Raw genomic sequence first — 26,262 nt, forward strand, 5'->3', positions numbered from 1 at the left:
CGGAACAATTATACGGTGAAGCGCAGCTGTTAATGAACCATTAAATGCGTTATGGCTCATCCGGGCCAAGGGAATAAACCGGATACCCATTCTCACGCCATTCCGTCAGCAGCTGTTGCTGCGTGGCGGACGGCACTTCGCCACACCAGACCAGCAGAGTCTGGCCGTCGAAAAACTCAGGCTTAAGCTGCGCCAGCGAGTGCGCAAGGACATCCACGCGCCAGCCCTGTTGGGTGGCAATCCACGCTTCCAGCCACAGGCGGGTGGTGTCGTGCACGTTCCAGCCGACCACCAGCGCATCTTTTCCGGCCTTGTTCTTCGCCGAGGCGAGGCAGACGGCAATGTAGTTAATCAGCACACCGTCGAGCATGCTGAGCAGCGCCTGCAGGGTGGACTGCTGGCATTGCAGGCGTCGACGGAGTGGAATGAAAAGATGGGCGATGAGCGTCTGTGCCGGATAATCGCGGCCCTGCTCTTTGATCCATGCGCGCAGGCGCTGCACATTACCCGCCTGCAGGAGCCGCAGCAGGGTTTCCTGCTGTTCGCGCCAGAGGTGCTGCGTGTCCGGGTCGTCGTGGCTCAGCAAGGACTTCACTTTACCGACCTGCACGCCGTTGTCTATCCAGCTTTTAATTTCGCGGATCCGGTCGATATCGGCATCGTTGAACAGGCGATGTCCGCCGTCCGTTCTCTGCGGTTTAAGCAATCCATACCGTCGCTGCCACGCCCGTAGGGTAACGGGATTGATATCACAAAGGAGTGCCACTTCACCTATCGTGTAAAGCGCCATATTTGCCCCCTGGCTTACGCGTTCCCAGCTTAACTGTAGACCCACTTTGCCGAACCAGGAAGGATTGGTTGATTTTTGAACAAATAATGCGAAGGATGCGCGATGATCGGAAAAAGGTGTGATAACGGACACGATTTTGCGCTTTTTTGGGATGCTTCAAAGAAAGCAAACCTGCAACAGTGTATGTTACGCGTTTTTAGCGTGTGCGGTTTTGAGTATGTACGAGTTTAATCTGGTGCTGCTGTTGCTTCAGCAGATGTGCGTGTTTCTGGTCATCGCCTGGCTGATGAGCAAAACGCGTCTTTTTATCCCGCTGATGCAGGTCACCGTACGTCTGCCGCATAAGCTGCTCTGCTACGTCACCTTCTCTATTTTTTGCATAATGGGGACTTATTTTGGTCTTCATATCGAAGATTCTATCGCCAATACGCGCGCGATCGGCGCGGTGATGGGCGGGCTGCTTGGCGGCCCCGTCGTCGGTGGCCTTGTGGGGTTAACCGGCGGGCTGCATCGTTATTCCATGGGCGGGATGACGGCGCTCAGCTGTATGATCTCTACGATCGTGGAAGGGCTGCTTGGCGGCCTGGTACACAGCTACATGATCAAGCGTGGTCGCCCGGATAAAGTTTTTAGCCCGCTCACTGCCGGGGCGATCACCTTTGTGGCCGAAATGGCGCAGATGGCGATCATCCTGCTGATTGCCCGTCCCTTTGACGATGCGCTGCACCTGGTCAGCAGTATTGCGGCCCCGATGATGGTGACTAACACTGTCGGCGCGGCGCTGTTTATGCGCATTCTGCTTGATAAACGCGCCATGTTTGAGAAGTACACCTCGGCCTTTTCTGCCACGGCGTTGAAGGTTGCCGCCTCGACCGAAGGGATCCTGCGCCAGGGGTTCAACGAGGAGAACAGCATGAAGGTGGCGCAGGTGCTCTACAAAGAGCTCGATATCGGCGCGGTCGCCATCACCGATCGCGAAAAGCTGCTGGCGTTTACCGGCACCGGAGACGATCACCATCTGCCGGGCAAACCTATCTCCTCAACCTATACGCTGCGGGCCATTGAAACCGGCGAAGTAGTGTATGCCGATGGTAACGAAGTGCCTTATCGCTGCTCGCTGCATCCGCAGTGTAAGCTGGGCTCCACGCTCGTCATTCCGCTGCGCGGTGAAAATCAGCGGGTGATGGGCACCATCAAGCTGTATGAGGCGAAAAACCGCCTGTTCAGCTCCATCAACCGCACGCTGGGGGAGGGGATCGCTCAGCTGCTGTCAGCGCAAATCCTCGCCGAGCAGTATGAACGGCAGAAAGCCCTGTTAACGCAGTCTGAGATTAAGCTCCTGCATGCGCAGGTTAATCCGCATTTCCTGTTTAATGCCCTGAACACGCTTAAAGCGGTGATCCGCCGCGACAGCGATCAGGCCGCGCAGCTGGTGCAGTTTCTGTCGACCTTTTTCCGCAAGAACCTGAAACGTCCGTCAGAGATAGTGACCCTGTCCGATGAGATTGAGCACGTGAACGCCTATCTGCAGATTGAGCAGGCGCGTTTCCAGTCTCGCCTGCAGGTGTCGCTTTCCGTCCCGGATGACCTGGCGTATCAGCATCTTCCGGCCTTTACCCTGCAGCCTATCGTGGAAAATGCCATCAAACATGGAACTTCGCAGCTGCTCGGGATCGGAGAGATCACGATTGCTGCCAGCCGTTTTAACCATCATCTGGTGCTGGATATTGAAGATAATGCCGGGCTTTATCAGCCTTCCACGTCGGGCGGGCTAGGGATGAGCCTGGTGGATAAACGTCTGCGTGCCCACTTTGGCGACGACTGCGGTATTACCGTGGCCTGTGAGCCGGACCGATTTACCCGTATTACCGTTCGACTGCCGTTGGAGGAAAACGCATGTTAAGAGTGCTGATTGTGGATGATGAGCCGCTGGCACGGGAAAACCTGCGCGTTCTGCTGCAGGAGCAGCCAGATATTGAGGTTGTGGGAGAGTGTGCGAACGCCATTGAGGCCATTGGTGCCGTGCATAAGTTGCGCCCTGACGTGCTGTTCCTCGACATTCAAATGCCGCGTATCAGCGGGCTGGAGATGGTTGGTATGCTCGACCCGGCGCATCGTCCCTACATCGTGTTTCTGACGGCCTTCGACGAGTATGCCGTTAAGGCTTTTGAGGAGCACGCGTTTGATTATTTACTCAAGCCGATTGAAGAGAAGCGACTGGAAAAGACCCTGAACCGGTTACGCCAGGAGCGAACCGTCCAGGATGTCACGCTGCTGCCAGAGAACCAGCAGCCGCTGAAATTTATCCCGTGCACCGGGCATAGCAGAATCTATCTTTTGCAGATGGATGATGTGGCCTTCGTGAGTAGCCGACTGAGCGGCGTGTTTGTCACCAGTGCAGAGGGAAACGAAGGATTTACCGAACTGACTCTGCGCACGCTGGAGAGCCGCACGCCGCTGATCCGCTGTCATCGCCAGTATCTGGTGAACATGGCGCATCTGAAAGAGATCCGCCTGGAAGACAACGGCCAGGCCGAGCTGGTCCTGCGCGCCGGGCAGACTGTTCCCGTCAGCCGCCGCTATCTGAAAAGTTTGAAAGAGGCGATTGGCCTGTAAAGCTGGTACACTGCGCGCCATTGCATCATCGACATTCGAAGGCTCTATGCTCAGTAACGATATTCTCCGTAGCCTGCGCTACACCCTGAAAGCAAACAACAACGACATGGTGCGCATTCTTGCACTGTCCGACATGGAATCCACGTCTGCAGGCTTTGACACCTGGATGACCAAAGAGGATGAAGAGGGCTTCGTGCGCTGCCCCGACATCATTTTGTCGGGTTTCCTGAACGGTCTGATTTATGACAAGCGTGGCAAAGATGAGTCCGCCCCGGAGCTGGCGCTGGAGCGTCGCGTGAACAACAACACGGTACTGAAAAAGCTGCGCATCGCGTTCTCGCTGAAAACGGACGATATTGTGGCGATCATGACGGAGCAAAAATACCGCGTATCCGTGCCGGAAGTGACTGCCATGATGCGCGCGCCGGACCACAAAAACTACCGCGAGTGCGGCGATCAGTTTCTGCGTAATTTTCTGCGCGGGCTGACCCACCGGGTGCATCACCCTAAAGCGTAAAGACGGCATGGGTGCGGCCTGATGCCCTCACCCCGACCCTCTCCCACAGGGAGAGGGAGAACAAAAAAGCCGGAGATAATCTCCGGCTTTTTTGTTATTTCACCTGTTGACCCGGCTTCGCGCCTTCGTCAGGGCTTAACAGGAAAATGTCTTTCCCTCCGGGGCCTGCGGCCATCACCATCCCCTCAGAGATGCCGAAGCGCATTTTACGCGGTGCCAGGTTCGCCACCATCACGGTCTGACGGCCAATCAGCACCTGTGGATCCGGGTAGGCTGAACGGATGCCGGAGAAGACGTTGCGCTTCTCGCCGCCCAGATCCAGCGTCAGGCGCAGCAGCTTGTCAGAGCCTTCCACGAATTCCGCGTTTTCAATCAGCGCTACGCGCAGGTCAACTTTGGCGAAATCGTCAAAGGTGATGGTTTCCTGAATCGGATCGTCCGCCAGCGGGCCGGTCACCGGTGCTGTAGCGGCCTTCACCTCTTCTTTAGAGGCTTCGACCAGGGCTTCAACCTGCTTCATCTCAATGCGGTTATACAGCGCTTTGAAGGTGTTCACCTTGTGGCTGAGCAGCGGCTGCTGGATAGCATCCCAGGTCAGTTCGGTGTTCAGGAAGGCTTCAGCACGCGCGGCCAGCTGCGGCAGAACCGGTTTCAGCCAGGTCATCAGCACGCGGAACATGTTCAGACCCATGGTGCAGATCGCCTGCAGATCGGCGTCGCGGCCTTCCTGTTTGGCAACCACCCATGGCGCCTGCTCGTCTACATAGCGGTTGGCAACATCTGCCAGCGCCATGATTTCACGAATGGCTTTACCGAATTCACGGCTTTCCCACGCTTCGCCAACCGCAGCGGCGGCGTCAGTGAAGGTTTTATACAGCTCAGGATCGGCCAGCTCTGCGGAGAGCACGCCGTCAAAGCGTTTGGCGATAAAGCCTGCGTTACGGGACGCCAGGTTCACCACCTTGTTGACGATGTCCGCGTTCACGCGCTGGACGAAATCTTCCAGGTTCAGGTCAATGTCGTCGATGCGAGAGGAGAGCTTCGCCGTGTAGTAGTAGCGCAGGCTATCCGCGTCGAAGTGGTTCAGCCAGGTGCTGGCTTTAATGAACGTCCCGCGAGATTTAGACATCTTCGCGCCGTTAACCGTCACGTAGCCGTGCACGAACAGGTTGGTCGGCTTGCGGAAGTTGCTGCCTTCCAGCATTGCCGGCCAGAACAGACTGTGGAAGTAAACGATGTCTTTACCGATGAAGTGATACAGCTCGGCAGTGGAATCTTTCTTCCAGTATTCGTCGAAGCTGACGGTGTCGCCACGCTTGTCGCACAGGTTCTTGAAGGAGCCCATGTAGCCGATGGGTGCGTCCAGCCAGACGTAGAAGTATTTGCCCGGTGCGTTCGGGATTTCGAAGCCGAAGTACGGCGCATCGCGGGAGATATCCCACTGTTGCAGACCGGATTCGAACCACTCCTGCATCTTGTTCGCCACCTGCTCCTGCAGCGCGCCGCTGCGGGTCCACGCCTGCAGCATTTCGCTGAAGGATGGCAGGTCAAAGAAGAAGTGCTCGGAATCACGCATCACAGGCGTAGCGCCTGACACCACGGATTTCGGCTCGATAAGCTCAGTCGGGCTGTAAGTTGCGCCACACACTTCGCAGTTATCGCCGTACTGATCCGGTGATTTGCATTTCGGGCAGGTGCCTTTGACGAAACGGTCCGGCAGGAACATGCCTTTTTCCGGATCGTACAGCTGAGAGATGGTGCGGTTTTTGATAAAACCGTTCTCTTTCAGACGCGTGTAGATTAGCTCCGACAGCTCACGGTTCTCGTCGCTGTGGGTGGAGTGATAGTTGTCATAGCTGATGTCAAAGCCAGCAAAATCGGTCTGATGCTCCTGACTCATTTCGGCAATCATCTGCTCCGGGGAGATACCCAGCTGCTGCGCTTTCAGCATGATCGGCGTGCCGTGAGCATCGTCTGCACAGATGAAGTTTACCTCGTGGCCGCGCATTCGCTGGTAACGGACCCAGACATCAGCCTGGATATGCTCCAGCATGTGGCCGAGGTGGATTGAGCCGTTGGCGTACGGCAGGGCGCACGTTACCAGAATTTTTTTCGCGACTTGAGTCATAGTAGGCATTACTTCTTTTAACTGTGAAAAGGGTTTTCGATATTACCAAAAGGGGCATTATTAAGTAAGCACAAACCGCGGCCTTTCAGGTAAACTTGTTGTCTAAGGTCTTATTCACAAGAACAAAGGAGTCGGGATGAGTTCTCAATCCCAGGCCAAATCACCGGTAGCCTTACGAGCAATGGTCGCCGGGACGCTGGCTAACTTTCAGCATCCAACCCTGAAACATAATCTCACGACGCTGAAAGCGTTACACCACGTTGCGTGGCTGGACGATACGCTGCACATTGAGCTGCAGATGCCCTTCGTCTGGAGCACCGCCTTTGATGCGCTGAAAGAGCAGACCAGCTCTGAGCTGCTGCGCATTACCGGAGCGAAAGCGATCGACTGGAAGCTGAGCCACAGCATCGCCACGCTGAAGCGTGTGAAGAATCAGCCTGGCGTGAACGGTGTGAAAAACATCATCGCCGTGAGCTCAGGTAAAGGCGGGGTGGGCAAATCGTCTACCGCAGTAAACCTGGCGCTTGCGCTGGCGGCGGAAGGGGCGAAGGTGGGTATTCTCGATGCCGATATCTATGGTCCGTCCATTCCAAACATGCTGGGTGCGGAAAACCAGCGTCCAACCTCGCCGGACGGTACGCATATGGCGCCGATCGTGGCGCATGGGCTGGCGACCAACTCAATCGGTTACCTGGTGACTGACGATAACGCCATGGTCTGGCGCGGCCCGATGGCCAGCAAAGCGCTGATGCAGATGCTGCAGGAAACCATGTGGCCGGATCTCGATTATCTGGTGCTGGATATGCCGCCGGGTACCGGTGATATCCAGCTGACGCTGGCGCAGAACATTCCGGTAACGGGCGCTGTGGTGGTGACCACACCGCAGGACATCGCGCTGATCGACGCCAAAAAAGGCATCGTCATGTTCGAAAAAGTGGAGGTGCCGGTACTCGGTATCGTTGAGAACATGAGCATGCACATCTGCAGCAACTGTGGGCACCACGAGCCAATCTTTGGTACCGGTGGCGCAGAAAAGCTGGCCGAACAGTATCATACCCAACTGCTGGGTCAGATGCCGCTGCATATCACCCTGCGCGAAGATCTGGACAGCGGAAAACCGACGGTTGTTAGCCGTCCGGACAGCGAATTTGCGGATATGTATCGTCAGCTGGCGGGGCGCGTTGCGGCGCAGCTTTACTGGCAGGGCGAAGTGATCCCGGGTGAAATCGCCTTCCGCGCGGTGTAACTCCTCTGCACTTTAATGCCGGGTGGCGCTTCGCTTACCCGGCCTACAAATGGCACCATCACGTAGGTCGGGTAAGGCGAAGCAGCCACCCGACGTTAACTCAGCCGATAATGCATCAGATAGTACTCTCCGTCCGGAGAATCACCCGTTGCCTCAATGTGCCAGCCATGTCGCTGGTAAAACGCAATAGCCCGCCTGTTCTTCACCAGACACTTCAGTGCACCCGTGCTGGTAAACGTTTTCTGTACGTGCTCAAGTAACAGATGTCCGACACCCAGGCTCTGATACTGCGGATCAACAAACAGGTTGTGCAGAAAATTATCGTTGGTCCAGACGGAAGCAAACCCCAGGCGATGGCCGTCCTGCTCCGCAACCCAGATGGCTTCGTCCCGGGTAGCGGCGTCGAAATCTTCAAGATGCCAGCCAGAGTCATCAAGCCAGGGCCAGGCATCGCGTCGGGCGTGGAGATAGAGCGTGCGCAGGAAAGGCCGATCGCTCTCCTGCCACGGACGGATGACGATCGTATCAGCGATGATAGAAGATATCCCCATTATAGGCTTTGTAGATTTTGCCATCTGCATCGCCAATCAGGACGTAGTTTTCGCCCATGTAGGTCCAGTGGGTCCCTGCATCCGGTGCCGGCAGGTTACGCAACTGATACTGTTTGATGGTGTATTCGGGCGTTTGATACTGCGCCGGTGCGGTATCGCCGATTTTGAACTTAGTGAAATCAGCGATGAACTCTTGTTCCTCATAGGCTTTGATGCCTGATGGCGCAGCGGCGGTTTGCGGGGCAGAAAATGCGGATCCCGCCAGAGACAGTAATACACCCAGAAGCAGCAATTTACGCTTAGCCATTTTTTCTCCAGTGATATCGTTACAGATGTTTTGTCTGCGGGCGCGCGTATGAAGCAAGGCAGACAGTCCATTTTAAGGATCAACGCAAGCCGTGTATGAAAAAAATGTAACAAAAATGGACAGTTTTGTGTAGTCGAACCGTGTGGGTCTTATTTGCGTGGTCGATATTTACCATTACTAGTATTTGTTATTTTTATTAATCTATTCTGAAAATAACTTTTAGCATCAAAATTGCGCGGTTAAGCGAATGCTTTACTGAGGAATACCCTTTAGTATCGCCTTCGGATGAAGTGATATTACTTTTGATTTTATTAGGCGATTGTGCATCGGCTCAGTTTTTTCAAAGTGAATGTATTCGTTTTTTAGGATTTCATGGTAATGCCATTAAAATAATAACTAATTATATTTCATGGTGTTAGTTGCATTCTTTTTGCAGATGTAACGCCTGGCGCAACGATAAACCAACATTTTATATAAATGAAAAACACAACTGCATTCCCACTACTCTTTCTTTTTCTTAGCCAGTTAACAGGGTGTGTATTTTCACCGGGTCAGCACTTAAGTCTGTCTGGAAAAAAAGTTACGCCGAGTGAAGGAATTAATCATCAACTGGATAAACGTGTAGAAATTTTTCCAGTGACCCCTGGGTTGATTGAAAAACTGCGTCCGCCCGTGTCGAAATCTCAGGCGAATCCTAATCTGGATGAGCAGCTCAAAAACTGGGAATACCGTATTGGCACAGGCGACATCCTGACGGTCACCGTCTGGGATCACCCTGAATTAACGACGCCTGCCGGGCAGTATCGTAGCGCGAGCGATGCGGGCAACTGGGTCAACGCCGACGGTACGCTTTTTTACCCCTATGTCGGTAAGCTGCACGTAGCGGGCAAAACAGTTTCACAGATACGTGAAGAGATTACCGCGCGACTGGATAAGGTCATTGAGAGCCCTCAGGTGGATGTCAGCATTGCCTCCTTCCGTTCGCAAAAAGCCTATATCACTGGTGAGGTAGAGAAATCGGGCCAGCAGCCCATTACCAATATTCCACTGACGGTAATGGATGCAGTCAACGCTGCTGGTGGGCTATCTGCGGATGCCGACTGGCGGAATGTGGTACTCACGCATAATGGTCAGGACTCACGTCTTTCCCTCTATGCCCTGATGCAGCACGGCGATTTAACGCAAAACAAGCTGCTTTATCCTGGCGATATCTTGTTTGTTCCCCGAAACGACGCGCTGAAAGTGTTCGTGATGGGGGAGGTGGTTAAACAGAGCACCCTTAAAATGGATCGTAGCGGCATGACGCTGGCCGAAGCGCTGGGAAATGCTGGCGGCTTAAACCAGAACATGGCCGATGCCACCGGCATTTTTGTTATTCGACAGGTAGCGAAAAAAGGCGACGCGGACAAAATTGCCAACATCTATCAACTGAATGCAGAAGATGCGTCAGCCACGGTACTAAGCACGGAGTTTCAGCTGGAGCCGTATGACATTGTCTATGTGACCACCGCACCGCTTTCACGCTGGAATCGCGTCATTACCCAACTGGTGCCGACTATCACAGGTGTTCACGATCTGACCGAAACCGTCCGCTATATCAGATCGTGGCCGCAATAATGTTCAATTCAATCTTAGTGGTTTGCACAGGCAATATTTGCCGTTCGCCAATGGGTGAACGGCTGTTGCGCCAGCAGTTACCCGGCAGGCAGGTGACCTCGGCAGGTATTTTCGGTCTCGAAGGATGCCCGGCGGATGCCGCTGCGCAGGCCGTGGCCTGGCGTCATGGTATTTCGCTGGAGGGGCATGTTGCCCGCAAGGTGACGCGTAGCCTGTTACAAAAATCCGATTTGATTCTGGTGATGGAGCCGAAACACCTTCGTTTTATCGCCACTATGGCCCCGGAGAACCGGGGAAAATCGCTGCTATTTGGACAATGGCTGGAAACCAAGGACATTCCCGACCCGTATCATAAAAGTCGTGAAGCCTTCGAATATGTTTTCAACCAATTGGGAAAAGCCAGTCAGGAATGGGCTCGTCGTTTGAGTCAACAAGGAATGAAGCAGTAATGTCGTCTTCTAAATCAGACAAATTTGGTGCTGCGACACCGCAGAATAATGAAATCGATCTCATTCAGTTGCTTGCTGAGATGTTTGATCACCGGATCATGATTGCGTGTATCACACTCCTGTTCACGGTATGTGCGGGGATTTATGCATTTAGCGCCACGCCAGTTTATCAGGCTGATGCCCTGGTGCAGGTCGAGGCGAAGCAGGATAACTCGCTACTTAAAAGCTTAAGCCAGTTCGGGTCCGATCTCTCCCCTGATGTCGCCCCAGAACTTCTACTCCTTAAATCAAGGATGATTCTGGGAGAGACCGTTGATCAACTCGGGCTAACATACCACGTTAAGCGGCGCGTACTCCCTGTTATCGGTCCTGTGTGGGAACAGATTCGGGGACGAAAATCTGATGAAATAACGATTGGCGCACTGACTATTCCGCTTCTGGAAGGTGAGCCACAAACGCTTTTACTCACCGTACAGGACCAGGGGCGATTTCATCTTGAGGGAAAGACGCTGGCTGTAGACGGCGTTGTGGGAAAAGCGCTGGTTAAAGATGGGGTATCTCTGCTGGTGACATCCCTCGATTCGGTTCCGGGTACCCAATTTATCCTCAAAACCGTCACGAAACTTGAAGCGATCAACGCCATTCAAAAGAGGCTTACGGTTGCTGAATCGGCGAAACAGAGCGGTATGATCGCGTTAACCATAGCGGGTGAAGACCCCGGTAAGATCGCCAGAGTGCTTAATACGATTGCTGAAAATTATCTCAGCCAGAATATTGCGCGTCAGGAAGCTCAAGATACCCGGAGCCTGACGTTTTTACAGACTCAATTACCGAAGATCAGTCGGGAGCTGGATGAAGCCGAAGCACGACTGAATGCCTACAGAGAGAAGCGTGATTCTGTCGACTTGTCTCTGGAGGCAAAGTCGGTTCTTGATCAGGTTGTTAATGTGGAAAACCAGCTTAACGAGCTGACATTCCGTGAAGCAGAGGTTTCTCAGCTTTTCAAGAAGGATCACCCCACTTACCGCGCGTTACGGGAAAAGAAACAAACGCTCGAGCAGGAACGTACGCGCCTCAACAAACGCGTTTCAGCCATGCCCTCCACGCAGCAGGAAATATTACGCCTGAGTCGTGACGTGGAATCCGGGCGTACCATCTACCTGCAGCTTCTGACGCGGCAGCAGGAGCTGAATATCTCCCGCTCCAGCGCGATTGGAAACGTGCGGATCATTGACCCGGCCGTGACGCAGCCCATTCCGATTAAACCGCGTAAAGCGCTTATTATTGTGCTGGGCATGCTGATGGGGTTAATGCTCTCGACCGGAACGGTTTTCGTGCGTTCGGCCTTTAAGCGGGGCATTACGTCATCTGAGCAACTTGAAATGCAGGGAATACCGCTTCTGGCGACGCTCCCGCGTTCAGTCTGGCTCTGGAAAAAGACGCATCTGCGCAGGCGGAACCTGTTTGCTTCCCACTGGAAACACAGAACATCAAACGTACCTTTCCTGCCAGTTGACCGGCCGACCGATATGTTTATCGAAGCGGTGCGCGGGCTCCGTACCAGTCTGCATTTTACAATGATGGATGCAACAAACCGAATCGTAGTGGTGTCAGGCCCTACGCAGGACTGCGGAAAGACCCTGGTCAGTACCTCACTGGCGTCGATTGCGGCTCAGGCGGGACAGCGAGTCTTGTTTATTGATGCGGATATGCGCAAGGGGTATGTCCACAATATTTTCAAACTGAACAATCATCTTGGATTGTCCAGCGTGCTCGGAGGAAACGTAGAATGGCAGGACGCGGTTCAACGCTTTGAGAAAGGCGGTTTTGATGTCCTGACCTGCGGACCCCGGCCTTCACATCCCGTTGATTTGCTCATGAGTGAACGCTTCCAGGCGGTAATGTCACGGATCGACACTCTTTATGACATCGTCATTATCGACACCCCACCCGTACTTGCCGTGACGGATGCATTGCTGATCACCAGAGCCGCGGCCACCACGCTACTGGTTGCCCGTTTTGGAAAAACCAGCGGTAAAGAGGTCGAGCACTCACTGAAGCGTCTGCGGCAAACGGGCGTGCAGGTGAATGGCGCTATCCTCAACGATATCGTGAAATCCGCTGCGCTCTATTACAACTCGGGCTATAGCCACTACGACTACGGTTACACTCAGGAATAAGCGTGGCGCGACACTTCTTTACAGCACCGCGCCGAACAGCCCGTTAAGATGACCTCCGTTACAACGAGAGGTCATAATGGATAACCGTAAATTGAGTCGACTGCGCCGTTGGGCGCGGGAAGGGATCATTTTCTTCCTTCTCGCGCTGGCCGTGATGTGGGGCGTGGATCAATACCGCAAGCCCACACTCCCCGCCAGTTTTAGCGCCACACCAATGCAAAGCATTGACGGAAAGCGCCACGATATCGAAGCGCTCAGCCAGGAGCGGCCACTGCTGATCTACGTCTGGGCCACCTGGTGTAGCATCTGCCGTTATACGACACCGGCGGTGGATAAGCTGGCAGAAGAGGGCGGTAACGTCATCAGTATTGCCATGCGTTCTGGTGATGATGCGAAGCTGGCTCGCTGGGTCGAGAAGAAAAGCCTGAGTATGCCGGTGATTAACGATCCAAACGGTGCGGTGTCACAACAGTGGCAGGTGAGCGTAACGCCGACGCTGGTGATTGTATCGAAGGGGAATGTGGTCAGTACTACAACGGGCTGGACGAGCTACTGGGGATTAAAAGTCAGGATGTGGTGGGCAGGTCTGTAAAAATAACCCCTCTCCCGGCGGGAGAGGGGTTTTGGATTACTTAGCCAGAACTTCCTGCGCGGTGCGCTCAACCAAAGACAGCAGGGTTTTGATATCCTCCAGCGTCACGGTTGGGTTCAGCAGCGTCAGCTTCAGGCAGGTAACGCCGTTATGCTCGGTCACACCGACGTTCGCGCGACCAGACTCCAGCAGCGCATCACCAATTTTCTGGTTCAGCAGGGCGATACCCGCATCGTCCATCTGCACCTGGCCACGGAAGCGGAACAGCACGCTTGCCAGCTGTGGCTGCATAACCAGTTCCAGAGCAGGCTGCTCTTTCACGTAGGCGGCAACCTGCTGCGCCAGCGTCACGCCGTGATCGATGATCGCGGCGTATTGCTCCTGACCCAGTGCTTCCAGGCTCATCCACAGCTTCAGCGCGTCGAAACGACGGGTCGTCTGCAGAGATTTGGACACCAGGTTTGGCACGCCCGCCTCTTCGTCGAACTCAGAGTTCAGGTAGGCAGCCTGATAGCGCATCAGTTCATAGTGACGTGCTTCTTTCAGCAGGAACGCGCCGCAGCTGATGGTCTGGAAGAACTGCTTGTGGAAGTCCAGCGTGACGGAATCCACCAGCTCAATACCGTCCAGGTAATGACGATACTGCTCAGACATCAGCAGCGCGCCGCCCCAGGCCGCATCAACGTGTACCCAGATGTTCTGCTTCGCCGCCAGTTCAGCAATCGCACGCAGCGGGTCGATAGCACCGGCATCGGTGGTACCGGCTGTCGCGACGATCGCCAGAATCTGCTCGCCGTTCGCGTTGCACTGCGCAATTTTCGCCGCCAGATCGGACAGATCCATACGGGAGAATTCATCCGTTTTCACCTGCACCACGGACTGGTAGCCCAGACTCATCAGCGCCATGTTTTTCTGCACGGAGAAGTGCGCGTTTTCGGAGCACAGTACGCGGATCTTACGCAGATCGCCCACCAGACCGTCCTGCTGAACGGAGTGACCCTGACGCGCGAAGAACGCATCACGGGCCAGCATCAGACCCATCAGGTTGCTCTGAGTGCCGCCGCTGGTGAAAACACCTGCGTCGCCAGCCTGATAACCCACGCGGGTACGCAGCCATTCGATCAGTTTGATCTCAATGATGGTTGCGGACGGGCTTTGATCCCAGGAGTCCATACTCTGGTTAGTGGCGTTAATCAGCACTTCTGCCGCCTGGCTTACGACCAGACTTGGGCAGTGCAGGTGCGCCACGCACTGTGGGTGATGAACGGACAAGCTGTCTTTCAGGAAGAACTCCACGGCGCGTTCAATCGCCGCTTCGTTGCCCAGCCCTTTTGGGTTGAAATCCAGCTTAATACGGTCGCGCAGTTCCGCGACCGTTTTGCCCTGGTACATCTCAGGCTGTTTCAGCCACTGCATCACAGCCTGAGTGCTTTGTTCAATCGCCTGCTGATAAGCGTCAATGCTCTGCGCAGAGGAGAACAAAATTGGGTTTGAATCTGACATCGTAATCAACTACTCCGGTTACGCCGGGCGAACGCCCGCAGCAAGCAGTGCCTGCTCGAATTTATCCAGGAAGATTTTCAGCTCTTCATCGCTGATCAGCAGAGAAGGCAGCAGACGCAGAACGATACCGTTGCGACCACCACGTTCCAGAATCAGACCGGCTTCGAAGCATTTCTTCTGAATCAGTGCAGACAGCTCGCCGTCGCCCGGGAAGCAACCCATGTGGTCAGCCGCTTCGTGTGGCTTAACGATCTCAATACCGATCATCATGCCCAGACCGCGAACGTGGCCGATGACCGGATAACGTTTCGCCATCTCTTTCAGCTGGCCTTTCAGCCATTCGCCCTGTGCAGCCACTTTGCCTGCGATGTTCTGGTCTTTCAGGATTTTCAGCGTCGTCAGACCGGTTGCCATCGCCAGCTGGTTGCCGCGGAAGGTGCCGGTGTGGTGACCCGGTGCCCATGCGTCGAACTGCTTTTTGATACCGAGCACGGCCAGCGGCAGACCGCCGCCAACGGCTTTAGACATCACGATAATGTCTGGCTCAATGCCCGCGTGTTCGAAGGCGAAGAATTTACCGGTACGGGCAAAGCCTGCCTGAACTTCGTCGAGGATCAGCAGAATGCCATGTTCCTGCGTCACTTTACGGATGCGCTGCAGCCACTCAGCCGGAGCCGGGTTCACGCCGCCTTCACCCTGAACGGCTTCGAGGATCACCGCAGCAGGTTTACGCACGCCGCTTTCAACGTCGTTAATCAGGTTGTCGAAGTAGTAGGTCAGCGCTTTAACACCCGCTTCACCACCGATACCCAGTGGGCAGCGGTATTCGTGCGGATAAGGCATGAACTGCACTTCTGGCATCATACCGTCAACCGCTTCTTTCGGAGACAGGTTACCCGTCACGGACAGTGCGCCGTGGGTCATCCCGTGGTAACCACCTGAGAAGCTGATGATACCGCTACGGCCGGTCACTTTTTTCGCCAGCTTCAGCGCCGCTTCAACGGCGTCAGCACCGGATGGACCGGTGAACTGCAGGCAGTACTCTTTGCCCTGACCCGGCAGCAGAGAGAGCAGGTATTCAGAAAACGCGTCTTTCAGAGGCGTCGTCAGATCCAGTGTATGTAACGGCAAGCCGCTGGTAATGACATTTTGGATGCTTTTCAGCACATCAGGATGGTTATGTCCAAGCGCAAGGGTCCCTGCACCTGCTAAACAGTCAAGGTATTCTTTATTATCTGCATCGGTGATCCACACGCCTTCTGCTTTAGTGATCGCTAAAGGCAGTTTGCGCGGATAACTCCTGACGTTAGATTCAAACTCGGCCTGACGGGCCAGATAGGTTTCGTTGCTTTTGTGGGCATCTACAGTGTCAATACGGACTTTATCCGTCATCATATCACTCCTACAACCGCCGCTTCGTTATGAGCCACGATTGAATAAAAAGTTAAAAAACAGATGGGGCCTGAAAAAAACGCCGCCAATATAGAGCCTTTTGCCACGGGGCTCAATGGTTAATTTGTTTACTGTTTTGTGACATGGGTTACAGGGGCGGGTTTATCCCCGTTTAAGGAGAGGAAATTACACTTTATGGTAAATAAAAACAGCCTGTTACGTACTTTACGCCCTGATTGTAAAATCATAAAAAAGAGTGTGGCAAATTGTGCGATTCGCTTGATGAAAAGGAGGTAAGCCGCCTCCTTTGCACGCTTATTTCTGCGACCTGTGCAAAAAGCTGCGGTCAGGATGCATGCGCAACGGAATCACGCTTTAAATATGGACTTTCAACACGTGTGGTTTCCAGGTGTTGCTCACCGTTAATAATATGCAGGGCGCTCAGGCGACCAATTTCATAATGCGGCAACTGAACTGTACAGAGCGGAGGGAGGAAGAGTTCCCCAATGCCGACCATATTGTCGTAGCCGATAACCGCGACATCCTCGGGAATGCGAAGCCCTTGCGCCAGTAGCGTCTGATAGACCATCAACGCGATGCGGTCGTTGCCGCAGATCACGGCGTCGAACCGTGGGACACCATTCTGGATGCGCGCCAGCAACACTGAGGGAATGTCACGATAGTGCTCATCGCCGGGCGCCATATAGTTGTGCTCCAGGCTATCCGGGTCGATTCCCGCTTCAAGGCATGCGCGTTCCAGCCCCTGACGGCGTCGGGTTGTGGCCAGGTGGCCCGCAGGCAAATGCAGGCAGAGTGGTTGTTGATAGCCCTCCGCAAGCAACGCGCGCACGGCGGTGTACTGCCCCAGTTCGTCATCTGGAATATAGCTGGCTACCCGTTCACCGTCACTTTCGCAGTTGGCCAACACACAGGGTAGGGTAAGCAACTTAGCCGGGAGAGGAACCTGACGTAGCCCCATGGTGGTGTAAATAATCCCGTCAGGCCGATGAGACAGGAGAAGGTCGACAATGGCGTCCGGGTTATCATCGCTAAACATATTCATCACGAAGCTGTTCCAGCCGTGCATCCTGGCGGTCTCTTCAATGGACAGCGTAATCTCCACCGAGAAAGGTGTCGTCACCGTATCAAGGGCCAGCACGCCGATGGTTTTAGGTGAGGCATGTGCACCACGTATCTTCTTGGCGGACAGATCGGGCACATAGTTGGTCTGCTCGATGGCCCGATGTACGCGCGCCAGCGTTTCCGGTTTTAGGCGCTCCGGGCTGTTAAGCGCACGTGATACAGTCATCAGAGACACGTTCGCCAGCTTTGCGACGTCCTTCAGGGAAGCCATTTTCTTACTCCGTCAATGATCTGTAAGAGAGAATATACAACTAAGTAAATGATGTAAAAGGAAATCCTGTTCTGGGGTAGTGTCGTGCAGCGATCACAGATGAATATTTGATCGCGATCGCACTCCTTCAATGTTAACGTTAACTTTCGTGATTAACATCATAAACCTTAGTCAAACAGCATGAGAATAAAATTATGTTAACGTTACCATTGCGTCATTACTCCAACATGAGAATGTCATGATGAAAACGCATCACTCTCACAGCTACCCTTTATTGAGCGCATTACTGTTTTTCTTTTTTGTGACCTGGTCGTCTTCCGGCTCGTTGCTTTCTATCTGGCTCCACCAGGAAGTGGGCTTAAAGGCAGGGGATACCGGCATTATCTATGCCGTGCTTTCAGTCTCTGCGCTGTTTGCTCAAATCTGCTATGGATTCATTCAGGACAAGCTCGGTCTGCGAAAAAACCTGCTCTGGTTTTTGACCAGTCTGCTCATTCTTTCGGGTCCGGCGTTTTTGCTGTTTGGTTATCTGCTGCAGATTAACGTTTTACTCGGCAGTATTTTCGGCGGGGTTTTTATCGGTTTGACGTTTAACGGCGGGATAGGGGTACTGGAATCCTATACCGAGCGCGTGGCACGCCAAAGCCAGTTTGAATTCGGCAAAGCGAGGATGTGGGGATCGCTTGGCTGGGCAGTGGCGACCTTTTTTGCGGGACTCTTGTTTAACATCGATCCGAAGCTGAATTTCGCTGTCGCGAGCTGCGCAGGACTGGTGTTTTTTATTTTGCTGGCGCGTCTCAGGGTCTCTTCCGCACCGCACGCCATGCAGGAAGCGGTCTCCGGCGGCAAGGTCACGCTGGAAGACGCGCTGCGCCTGCTGACGCTGCCACGCTTCTGGGCGCTGGTGTTTTTCGTAATCGGGACCTGTATTTACGGCGTTTACGACCAGCAGTTTCCGGTCTATTTCTCCTCCCAGTTCCCGACGTTGCAGGAAGGGAACGCCATGTACGGCTACCTCAACTCCTTCCAGGTTTTCCTTGAAGCGGCGGGGATGTTCTGCGCCCCCTGGCTGGTGAATCGCCTCGGCGCGAAGAATGGCCTGATTTTCGCGGGAATGGTGATGGCGATGCGTATGGTGGCATCGGGTCTGGTTGAGGGGCCGGTATTGATCTCCATAACCAAACTATTGCACGCAGTAGAACTGCCTGTTTTGCTGGTCTCAATCTTTAAATACAACAGTTTACATTTTGATAAGCGGCTCTCTTCCACCCTTTATCTGGTGGGCTTCGCCTGTACAAGCTCGGTAATTGCCTCAGTCCTGTCGCCGCTGGCAGGTTACAGCTATGAGAAATACGGTTTTGCCCAGTCTTATCTGATTATGGGGCTGTTAGTGTTCAGCACCACGTTTATCTCCATCTTCCTTTTGCGCTCGGGTAAGTCCTCTTCTGACCCGCTCATGCCGCAACCTTCCACTATCTGATCGAAAGAGTAGAGCAATGACGTATTCCATTACGAAAGCAGAGCAGGAACTTCAGTCCAGACGCGAGGGGCTTAATCTGCGCTGGTATCCGCGTTACCACCTCGCTGCACGCGCTGGCTGGATGAACGACCCTAATGGCCTGGTCTGGTTTGATGGCTGGTACCACGCCTTTTATCAACATCATCCGTATTCGACCCAGTGGGGCCCGATGCACTGGGGCCATGCGCGCAGCAATGATTTAGTTCACTGGGAACATCTCCCGGTTGCACTGGCGCCAGAAGGAGCAGAAGACAAGGATGGCTGTTTTTCCGGATCGGCAGTGGTGGATGGCGATACGCTTGCGCTGATTTACACCGGACATAAATTCCACGGCGATCCTGATGATGAGGCAAATCTCTACCAGGTGCAGTGTCTGGCGACCAGCCGTGATGGTATTCATTTTAGCCGGGAAGGCATGGTTGTTGACACGCCGCCTGGCCTGCATCACTTCCGTGACCCGAAAGTGTGGCGTGAGGGGGAGAGCTGGTACATGGTCGTCGGTGCGCGGGACGGCGAAACGGGTCAGGTGCGCGTATATCGCTCTGAAGATCTGCACGCGTGGCAGGATATGGGCGTGCTTGCGGTGGCAGAAAAAGAGATGGGGTATATGTGGGAATGCCCTGACTTTTTCACTCTCAATGGCAAGCGCGTACTGATGTTTTCACCTCAGGGAGTGGTGGCTGAAGGATACAAAAATCGTAATCTATTTCAGAGTGGCTATCTGTTGGGCGAGTGGCAGCCTGGTCAGCCTTTTGTGCGAGAAGGTGAGTTTGTGGAGATGGATCGCGGACATGATTTCTATGCGCCACAAAGTTTCCTGACCCCTGATGGCCGCCGTATCGTTATCGGCTGGCTGGACATGTGGGAATCCCCACTGCCGGAGCAGGAAGATGGATGGGCTGGCATGCTCTCTTTACCGCGTGAACTGACGCTGAGTGCGGATAACCGCCTGCAAATGCGACCGGCCAGAGAGGTCGAAGGCCTCCGGGGAGAGTGGTTCCCCTGGCCAGTAAGTACTCTTAAAAACCAGCAGATTACTCTGGTGGAACACTGCGACGCGATGGAGGTCATGCTGAAGTGGGATTGCGCCAACAGCGGTGCAGAGCAATACGGCATTCGTTTTGGAGATGGCTTACGCGTCTATGTTGATGCGCAGATGCAGCGCCTGGTGCTGGAGCGTTATTATCCGCAGTATGGCCTGTGCGGTACCCGAAGCGTCGCGCTGAACCTGAACGACACGCTAAGCCTGCGCCTGTTCGTTGACAGCTCGTCAGTGGAAGTGTTTGTCAATGAAGGGGAGGCGTGCCTGAGCAGCCGCATTTACCCTGATGCAGAGTGTCGCGAACTGGCGTTGTTCGCGTGGACCGGGGCCGCTTCGCTTATCGATGCCGGAGCATGGCAATTAGGGTAAACGAATGACGTCAGGAATAACGTCCTGAATTTCCTGACGTCATAATCCGTATGGTCTGCAAATAAAAAGGCGACAGGCGACGCCTTTGTTTTACGTTGCTTCTTTACTCACCGCCGATCTGCTCTGACAGAGTAATAAACGAAGATGAACAGGTGATTCCTTTCCCGGTCTCTGCTGTGATGAGTACCGCGATAAATCGAAACCCCTTGCGCCTGGCACGCCGCCGCGGTTACACTAAACAACAGCAATAAGCGTTAATTAACTCATTGTTTTAAAAGTATTTTGACTCGGGGTGCCCTTCTTTGTGAAGGCTGAGAAATACCCGTATTACCTGATCTGGATAATGCCAGCGTAGGGAAGTCAGATGCCTCACCGGTCATCGCTTCTTCACGCAAGGCAGGAGCGAACCCATGCAGCCTGACCTGCTCGATTTACACGTTTTACATCATTTCCGTACCCGTTCTCCGCTTACCCATTGCATGACCAACGATGTCGTACAGACCTTCACGGCTAACGTGTTGCTGGCGCTTGGCGCATCCCCTGCGATGGTGATTGAGGCCGAAGAAGCTGAACAGTTTGCCGGGATTGCCGATGCCCTGCTGATAAACGTCGGCACGTTGACCTCGCCACGCGCCCAGTCGATGCGTCGGGCGATTGAAAGCGCGGTGGCGGCAGGAAAGCCCTGGACGCTGGACCCGGTGGCCGTGGGCGCGCTGATGTTCCGCACCCGCTTTTGCCACCAAATTCTTGCCCTTAAACCGGCCGCCATTCGCGGCAATGCCTCCGAAATCCTTGCCCTTGCCGGAATGAGCGCCGGTGGGCGCGGCGTTGATACCACCGATACCGCGGTCAGCGCGGTGCCAGCTGCACAGGCGCTGGCCCGTCAGACTAATACCATTGTGGCGGTGACGGGGGAAATAGATTACATCACTGACGGACAGCGCACCCGAACGGTTGCGGGCGGCGACCCGCTGATGACCCGCGTAGTGGGTACGGGCTGTGCGCTCTCCGCCGTCGTCGCGGCCTGCTGTTCGCTGCCGGGCGACAGGCTGGATAACGTTGCCGCCGCCTGCGGATGGATGAAGCGTGCCGGAACGATTGCCGTTACGCACGCTCGCGGGCCAGGCAGTTTTGCCAGCGCGTTCCTTGATGCGCTTTATACGCTGGAGGAGCAGGCATGAAACGGATTAACGCCCTGACCATTGCCGGTACCGACCCCAGCGGCGGCGCGGGTATCCAGGCTGACCTGAAAACCTTCTCGGCCCTCGGCGCGTACGGCTGTTCAGTGATTACCGCGCTGGTGGCGCAAAATACGCGCGGCGTGCAGTCGGTTTACCGAATCGAACCGGATTTTGTTGCCGCGCAGCTTGATTCGGTGTTCAGCGACGTGCGCATTGATACCACCAAAATCGGCATGCTGGCCGAAACGGACATTGTTGAAGCGGTGGCAGAACGACTGAAGCGTTATCAGGTGCAAAACGTGGTGCTGGACACCGTGATGCTGGCAAAAAGTGGCGATCCTCTGCTTTCCGCTTCCGCGGTTGAGACGTTGCGCCAGAAATTGCTGCCGCAGGTGGCGCTCATTACCCCTAATCTGCCGGAGGCCGCCGCGCTGTTAGGCACATCGCATGCGCAAACTGAACGTGAAATGAAAGCGCAGGGAAACGCGCTGCTGGCGATGGGGTGTGGCGCGGTGCTGATGAAAGGTGGGCACCTCGATGATGCTGAAAGCCCTGACTGGCTCTTTACCCGCGACGGAGAAGTGCGTTTTACCGCCCCGCGCGTACAGACAAAAAATACCCACGGCACGGGCTGTACGCTCTCTGCCGCGCTGGCGGCGCTGCGTCCACGGCATGACAACTGGGCCGATACGGTACGCGAAGCGAAGACCTGGCTCTCGGCGGCGCTGGCAAAAGCCGATACTCTGGAAGTCGGTCACGGTATTGGGCCGGTTCATCATTTTCATGCATGGTGGTAAGCCAGTATACTGGCAGGAAACACCACGTCTGAGAAAACAGAGATGGAACAAGCGCATACCCGATTAATCGCTCAACTGAATGAACGGATCGCCGCGGCTGATAACACACCGCTGTACCTGAAATTTGCCGAAACGGTAAAAAACGCGGTGCGCAGCGGGGTGCTGGAGCACGGGAATATTCTGCCCGGCGAACGCGATCTCAGCCAGTTAACCGGCGTGTCGCGCATCACCGTGCGCAAAGCGATGCAGGCGCTGGAAGCTGAGGGCGTTGTAACGCGTGCCCGGGGTTACGGAACGCAAATCCACAACATCTTCGAATATTCGCTGAAAGAGGCGCGCGGTTTTTCTCAGCAGGTGGTGCTGCGCGGTAAAACGCCCAACACGCTGTGGGTCAATAAACGGGTGGTAAAATGCCCGGAAGAGGTGGCCAGCCAGCTGTCGCTCGAGCCTGAAAGCGAGGTGTTCATGCTGAAACGCATTCGCTATGTTGACGACGACGCGGTGTCGATTGAAGAGTCCTGGGTGCCGGTCGGGTTAATTCCCGATCCGGATGCGATTGGTATTTCGCTGTACGATTACTTCCGCAGTCAGAATATTTTCCCGCAGCGTACCCGTTCACGGGTGAGCGCCCGTATGCCGGACAGCGAGTTTCAGGCGCACATCAAGATGGACGAAAAAATACCGGTGCTGGTGATCAAGCAGGTTGCGCTTGACCAGCAACACCGGCCGATTGAGTACAGCATCAGCTACTGTCGTAGCGATCTATACGTCTTTGTGTGCGAGGAGTAGTTCCTCGCGAGTGGGAGCGCAATCACCGCCGCGGTGGCTGACCACCCAGGACGCCACGGCATTCCCCAACAGAATGGCATCTGCCAGTGACCACCCTGCCGCCAGCCCGGCGAGCGTGCCGCCCGCATGGCTGTCGCCTGCGCCAATGGTATCCACGACCGTGGCCGGAAACGCCGGAACAACGCCTGAAGCGTCACCGTCATACCAGGCCGCCCCGTCTTTATCATGACGGACAATCAGCGCGGCGCCGAAACGCCGCTGCCATTCCGCGCCGAGGTTTTCAGGCTTCACCCCCAGTCTTTCCGCCGCAATTTCTGCTTCCTGACGATTAAGCGACACGATCGGCCTGCAGGCCATAATCCGCGCCATAAGGGGGGCGGGAATATCCCCGATGCGCGGGCCGAAATCGATCAATGCCGTCACCTCCTGTAACCCTTCCAGCCAGCTCGTCAGCAGCTCACCGCACGGTGAGGCCAGCTGATATCCGGACAAATAAACCAGGCTGTGTGATGGTACAGACAGCGTATCAAGCCAGCCCGGCTGCCACTGGTTCTCCACCCCGCTAAACGACAAAAAGGTGCGCTCGCCGTCAGGCTCAACCAGCGCCAGGCACCAGCCGTTGTCGCCGGTTTCGGCCTCCACGGCGCTGTGCAGATCCTGTTTTGCCATCGCGTTGCGGATAATATCCGCCCACACGCCGTGGCCGACGGGAAGGGCGTTTTGTGCCACAATGCCGAGTCGTTTCAGGGCGATGGCAATGTTCAGCGCGCAGCCGCCGATATTAACACCCTGCTGTTTAAGCTCGATATCGCACCCGCGCCAGGGCAGGGCGTAGGCGTCGGCGATGACGTCAATCACCGCCGCGCCCAGCACCGTCACCGGGCGTGTGGCATACAAGGTTTCGAGACGTCGGGCAAACGAGTTCATACGCCCTCCCTTTGCTCCCGGTAGTGCAGCAGTTTTTCGCAATAGTGGCCGAAATCGAGCTGGTTGACGGCGTCGAGCTCGGCCTTGAGCGCCGGATCAATCGCCTGCACACCATGCAACGCCCCGCAGATGGCTGTTGCCATCGCGCCAATGGTGTCGGTGTCGCCGCCCAGGTTGGCGCACAGGACCGCGCAGCGGTTCGGGTCGGTTCCCGCCAGTTCGACCATCGCAATGGCCGCCGGAACGGACTCAATGGTGCTGGTTCCCGCGCCCGTGAGCTGATAAATCTGCTCGCTGGCGGAGTCGATGCCGTTAGCTTCCCGCACTGTCTTAAGCGCCAGCTCAATACGCGCTGCCAGCGATGCACTGAAGGTGGTCGTTTTCGCCTCCTGCGCATAGCGGGCGATACCCGGCAGGGCATCGACGATGTTCTGCCAGCGTTCCCCGTCGATGGCGCGGGAAACCGCCCAGGCAATCACCACCGCACCGGCGATGGCAAGATCCGATTTATGGGTCGGGCTGGAGGCCAGTGCCACCTGCTCCACAAAATGTTCCAGACGCGTGGCCGGGAGCAGGCAGCCCAGAGGGGAGGCTCGCATCGCCGCCCCGTTGGTCACGCCGTTGTTTTCCAGTTCACTGACCGGTTTACCGTCACGGATCGCGTTTAGCGCGATTTTCGATGTCGGGCCGAGTACGTTCTTATTAAACGCGTCGAAATCGAGCGCCCAGTTCAGGATATGTTTGCCGATAACATCCGCATCAATCTGTCCGTCGCATTCGATAATCGCATTCGCCAGGCACAGCGCCATCGAGGTATCATCGGTGAACTCGGCCTGCCTGAAATAACAGGCTGCATTATTCTCTGCCGGGCCGGGTAAAAAGCGGTCGATCCAGCCGAAGTGCGCCTTAACGCGCTTTCTCGGCCACAGCTCTGACGGCATGCCCATCGCATCGCCTAATGCCTGCCCGTAAAGGGCACCGAGAATACGGTTTTGCTTCATTTAACTTCCCCTTGTGTCAGCGCGGCATCGCCATCAACCACCTCAATTGCAGTGATCTCTTTGTCCGATTCGCGGAAAAACAGCATAAACAGCACGGCGATCACGGCAATCATGATCCCACCAAATGTCCACATTCCGGCCCAGTTGAAGGTCAGCCCATTCACCGGCTCTTTGTAGGCGAACATTTTTTCCATCATCACGCCGCCCAGGCGGTAACCCAGCAGGCTACCAAAACCCTGACAGCACAGCGTAATCAGGCCTTGCGCGGCGGTGCGCATATGCGCCGGCGCTTTTTTATCCACGTAGATATAGGCGGTGACGTAGTAGAAGTCGTAGCTCACGCCATGCAGCAGAATACCGAGGAACAGCAGGGCATAGGTGAAGTACTGTTCCGCGCCGCCGTAAACGAAGAATCCATAGCGAATGGCGGCCGTAATCAGACCCAGCAGTAAGACCTTCTTAATACCAAAGCGTTTGGTGAAGAACGGCAGGGCCAGCATAAAGAAGATTTCGGAGAACTGACCGAGCGTCATCCAGCCGGTGGCGTTTTTCATTCCCACTTCGGTGAGATAGCCGTTGGCGAAGATGTAATAGAAGGCCAGCGGCATGGCGAATAAAAATGAGCAGAAGAAGAACACCAGAAAGTTTTTATCACGCAGCAGGATAAGGGCATCCAGACCCAGCATCACTTTGAAATCCAGCTTGCCGGTACTCTTCGGCGGCGTGTCTGGCAGGAACAGGGCAAAGACACCGAGCAGGGCGGAGCTGGCTGCCGTCATCAGCAGCGGAATATTGGTATCCGAGATGTCGCTATAGCCCAGCATTTGCGGCAGGAATCCGCACGCCAGCCCGGAGGCGATCCAGCCGATCGTTCCCATCACGCGGATGCGCGGGAAATCGGCCTCGACATCGCCCACGTTGGCGAAGGCGATACTGTTGGTCAGTGCGATGGTGGGCATATAGGTCAGGGAGTAAGCCAGCAGCAGCGGGAAGAAGGTGCTGAACTGGGTTTGCTGCGCGGCGAAGTACATCAGAATGGCACCGGCAAACATCAGTACCGCCAGCACTTTCTGGGCGGCGAAGAAGCGGTCCGTCAGCGAGCCGACCAGAATAGGCGAGAGAATAGCGGCAATGGCGGTACAGGCATAAGACCAGCCGATTTCCCCGGCGGTAAACCCGCTTTTACTCAGCCACAGCCACAATGGCACAAACCAGGCGCCCCAGATAAACCATTCAACGAACATCATGAATGACAGTTGGACTTTCGTTTTCATTTTTTAATCCTGCATGTCAGTGAGGGTACGCCTTTAACATACCACTCAATAATACCTTTTAAATACCTTTGTGGCGATTGTTTGATCAATGTAACAGTTTTGTTGTACACGAATCGAGCCA

At 55.0% G+C, this 26,262-nt stretch carries 23 protein-coding genes and 1 riboswitch; of the genes, 13 read left to right on the forward strand and 10 right to left on the reverse strand.

The features are described 5' to 3' along the window. Positions 1 to 49 precede the first annotated feature (49 nt). A complete protein-coding gene (gene mlrA, locus O1723_RS07260) occupies positions 50 to 790 on the reverse strand; it encodes an HTH-type transcriptional regulator MlrA (protein WP_014884545.1) in 741 nt (246 codons plus the stop codon). Positions 791 to 1,007: 217 nt separating this feature from the next. Here mlrA and O1723_RS07265 point away from each other — a divergent pair, with 217 nt between their 5' ends. From O1723_RS07265 to O1723_RS07275, 3 genes are read left to right on the forward strand one after another with little or no spacing between them, the layout of a single operon-like run. Continuing rightward, positions 1,008 to 2,693, forward strand: a complete 1,686-nt coding sequence (locus O1723_RS07265) for a LytS/YhcK type 5TM receptor domain-containing protein (RefSeq protein ID WP_479983868.1) — start codon at positions 1,008 to 1,010, stop codon at positions 2,691 to 2,693. Beyond that, positions 2,687 to 3,406, forward strand: coding sequence for a two-component system response regulator BtsR (gene btsR / locus O1723_RS07270; protein WP_014884543.1), 720 nt, complete (start codon positions 2,687 to 2,689; stop codon positions 3,404 to 3,406). Before O1723_RS07265 ends, btsR begins: the two co-directional genes overlap by 7 nt. 46 nt (positions 3,407 to 3,452) lie before the next feature. Next, complete coding sequence (locus tag O1723_RS07275) at positions 3,453 to 3,923, forward strand: YehS family protein (protein WP_014884542.1); 471 nt, start codon at positions 3,453 to 3,455, stop codon at positions 3,921 to 3,923. Between the two features lie 94 nt (positions 3,924 to 4,017). Here the strand turns inward: O1723_RS07275 and metG are convergent, their stop codons facing one another. Further along, entirely contained in the window at positions 4,018 to 6,051 is a 2,034-nt protein-coding gene (gene metG / locus O1723_RS07280) for a methionine--tRNA ligase (protein ID WP_023337540.1), read from the reverse strand. Positions 6,052 to 6,187: 136 nt separating this feature from the next. Between metG and apbC the strand changes: the two genes are divergently transcribed. Beyond that, entirely contained in the window at positions 6,188 to 7,297 is a 1,110-nt protein-coding gene (gene apbC / locus O1723_RS07285) for an iron-sulfur cluster carrier protein ApbC (RefSeq protein WP_014884540.1), read from the forward strand. 95 nt (positions 7,298 to 7,392) lie between these two features. On the opposite strand, the gene O1723_RS07290 is transcribed toward apbC, so the two are convergent. Both O1723_RS07290 and O1723_RS07295 read right to left on the reverse strand, forming a co-directional pair. Then, positions 7,393 to 7,848 (reverse strand): GNAT family N-acetyltransferase, encoded by a 456-nt coding sequence (locus O1723_RS07290; protein WP_014884539.1) that lies wholly within the window; start codon positions 7,846 to 7,848, stop codon positions 7,393 to 7,395. After that, entirely contained in the window at positions 7,823 to 8,155 is a 333-nt protein-coding gene (locus O1723_RS07295) for an RcnB family protein (protein ID WP_008500887.1), read from the reverse strand. The genes O1723_RS07290 and O1723_RS07295 overlap by 26 nt, the downstream gene beginning before the upstream one ends. 477 nt (positions 8,156 to 8,632) lie before the next feature. On the opposite strand from O1723_RS07295, the gene O1723_RS07300 reads away from it, so the two are divergent. The 4 genes from O1723_RS07300 to O1723_RS07315 all read left to right on the forward strand — a co-directional run bounded on the left by O1723_RS07300 (position 8,633) and on the right by O1723_RS07315 (position 12,993). After that, positions 8,633 to 9,772 carry a polysaccharide export protein gene (locus tag O1723_RS07300; protein ID WP_479983869.1) on the forward strand — a complete coding sequence of 380 codons (1,140 nt, stop codon included), beginning with the start codon at positions 8,633 to 8,635 and terminating at the stop codon, positions 9,770 to 9,772. Next, on the forward strand, positions 9,772 to 10,221 hold the full coding sequence (locus O1723_RS07305) for an arsenate reductase/protein-tyrosine-phosphatase family protein (protein ID WP_023330908.1): 450 nt from the start codon (positions 9,772 to 9,774) through the stop codon (positions 10,219 to 10,221). The genes O1723_RS07300 and O1723_RS07305 overlap by 1 nt, the downstream gene beginning before the upstream one ends. Beyond that, positions 10,221 to 12,401, forward strand: a complete 2,181-nt coding sequence (locus tag O1723_RS07310) for a polysaccharide biosynthesis tyrosine autokinase (RefSeq protein ID WP_014884536.1) — start codon at positions 10,221 to 10,223, stop codon at positions 12,399 to 12,401. The genes O1723_RS07305 and O1723_RS07310 overlap by 1 nt, the downstream gene beginning before the upstream one ends. 76 nt (positions 12,402 to 12,477) lie before the next feature. Further along, positions 12,478 to 12,993 (forward strand): protein disulfide oxidoreductase, encoded by a 516-nt coding sequence (locus tag O1723_RS07315; protein WP_014884535.1) that lies wholly within the window; start codon positions 12,478 to 12,480, stop codon positions 12,991 to 12,993. A gap of 36 nt (positions 12,994 to 13,029) precedes the next feature. On the opposite strand, the gene O1723_RS07320 is transcribed toward O1723_RS07315, so the two are convergent. From O1723_RS07320 to O1723_RS07330, 3 genes are all read right to left on the reverse strand, one after another. Further along, entirely contained in the window at positions 13,030 to 14,496 is a 1,467-nt protein-coding gene (locus O1723_RS07320; RefSeq protein ID WP_038421085.1) for a pyridoxal phosphate-dependent decarboxylase family protein, read from the reverse strand. A gap of 18 nt (positions 14,497 to 14,514) precedes the next feature. Continuing rightward, positions 14,515 to 15,891, reverse strand: coding sequence for a diaminobutyrate--2-oxoglutarate transaminase (locus O1723_RS07325; protein WP_014884533.1), 1,377 nt, complete (start codon positions 15,889 to 15,891; stop codon positions 14,515 to 14,517). Positions 15,892 to 16,234: 343 nt separating this feature from the next. Continuing rightward, positions 16,235 to 17,242 (reverse strand): LacI family DNA-binding transcriptional regulator, encoded by a 1,008-nt coding sequence (locus O1723_RS07330; RefSeq protein ID WP_248190837.1) that lies wholly within the window; start codon positions 17,240 to 17,242, stop codon positions 16,235 to 16,237. 238 nt (positions 17,243 to 17,480) lie between these two features. Between O1723_RS07330 and O1723_RS07335 the strand changes: the two genes are divergently transcribed. The 5 genes from O1723_RS07335 (at position 17,481) to O1723_RS07355 (ending at position 22,939) form a co-directional block, all read left to right on the forward strand. Beyond that, positions 17,481 to 18,722 carry an MFS transporter gene (locus O1723_RS07335; protein WP_014884531.1) on the forward strand — a complete coding sequence of 414 codons (1,242 nt, stop codon included), beginning with the start codon at positions 17,481 to 17,483 and terminating at the stop codon, positions 18,720 to 18,722. Positions 18,723 to 18,738: 16 nt separating this feature from the next. Beyond that, positions 18,739 to 20,172, forward strand: a complete 1,434-nt coding sequence (locus tag O1723_RS07340; RefSeq protein ID WP_248190834.1) for a glycoside hydrolase family 32 protein — start codon at positions 18,739 to 18,741, stop codon at positions 20,170 to 20,172. Positions 20,173 to 20,450: 278 nt separating this feature from the next. After that, positions 20,451 to 20,547: riboswitch (TPP riboswitch) on the forward strand. A 35-nt stretch (positions 20,548 to 20,582) separates the two neighbouring features. Beyond that, positions 20,583 to 21,353, forward strand: a complete 771-nt coding sequence (gene thiM / locus O1723_RS07345; protein ID WP_023337532.1) for a hydroxyethylthiazole kinase — start codon at positions 20,583 to 20,585, stop codon at positions 21,351 to 21,353. Further along, complete coding sequence (gene thiD, locus O1723_RS07350; protein ID WP_023337531.1) at positions 21,350 to 22,150, forward strand: bifunctional hydroxymethylpyrimidine kinase/phosphomethylpyrimidine kinase; 801 nt, start codon at positions 21,350 to 21,352, stop codon at positions 22,148 to 22,150. Before thiM ends, thiD begins: the two co-directional genes overlap by 4 nt. 42 nt (positions 22,151 to 22,192) lie before the next feature. Further along, positions 22,193 to 22,939, forward strand: a complete 747-nt coding sequence (locus tag O1723_RS07355) for a GntR family transcriptional regulator (RefSeq protein ID WP_023330895.1) — start codon at positions 22,193 to 22,195, stop codon at positions 22,937 to 22,939. Here the strand turns inward: O1723_RS07355 and O1723_RS07360 are convergent. From O1723_RS07360 to O1723_RS07370, 3 genes are read right to left on the reverse strand one after another with little or no spacing between them, the layout of a single operon-like run. Then, the gene (locus O1723_RS07360) at positions 22,913 to 23,866 is read right to left on the reverse strand and encodes a PfkB family carbohydrate kinase (RefSeq protein ID WP_248190832.1); all 954 of its coding nucleotides are present in this window, start codon (positions 23,864 to 23,866) and stop codon (positions 22,913 to 22,915) included. The genes O1723_RS07355 and O1723_RS07360 overlap by 27 nt on opposite strands. After that, a complete protein-coding gene (locus O1723_RS07365; protein ID WP_023337529.1) occupies positions 23,863 to 24,867 on the reverse strand; it encodes an ADP-ribosylglycohydrolase family protein in 1,005 nt (334 codons plus the stop codon). The genes O1723_RS07360 and O1723_RS07365 overlap by 4 nt, the downstream gene beginning before the upstream one ends. Further along, positions 24,864 to 26,141: a nucleoside permease gene (locus O1723_RS07370; RefSeq protein ID WP_014884524.1), complete on the reverse strand. Its 1,278-nt coding sequence runs from the start codon at positions 26,139 to 26,141 to the stop codon at positions 24,864 to 24,866. Before O1723_RS07370 ends, O1723_RS07365 begins: the two co-directional genes overlap by 4 nt. Between the last annotated feature and the right edge of the window lie 121 nt (positions 26,142 to 26,262).

The sequence above is a fragment of the Enterobacter cloacae complex sp. HYC080_NIDB genome (assembly GCF_056673325.1).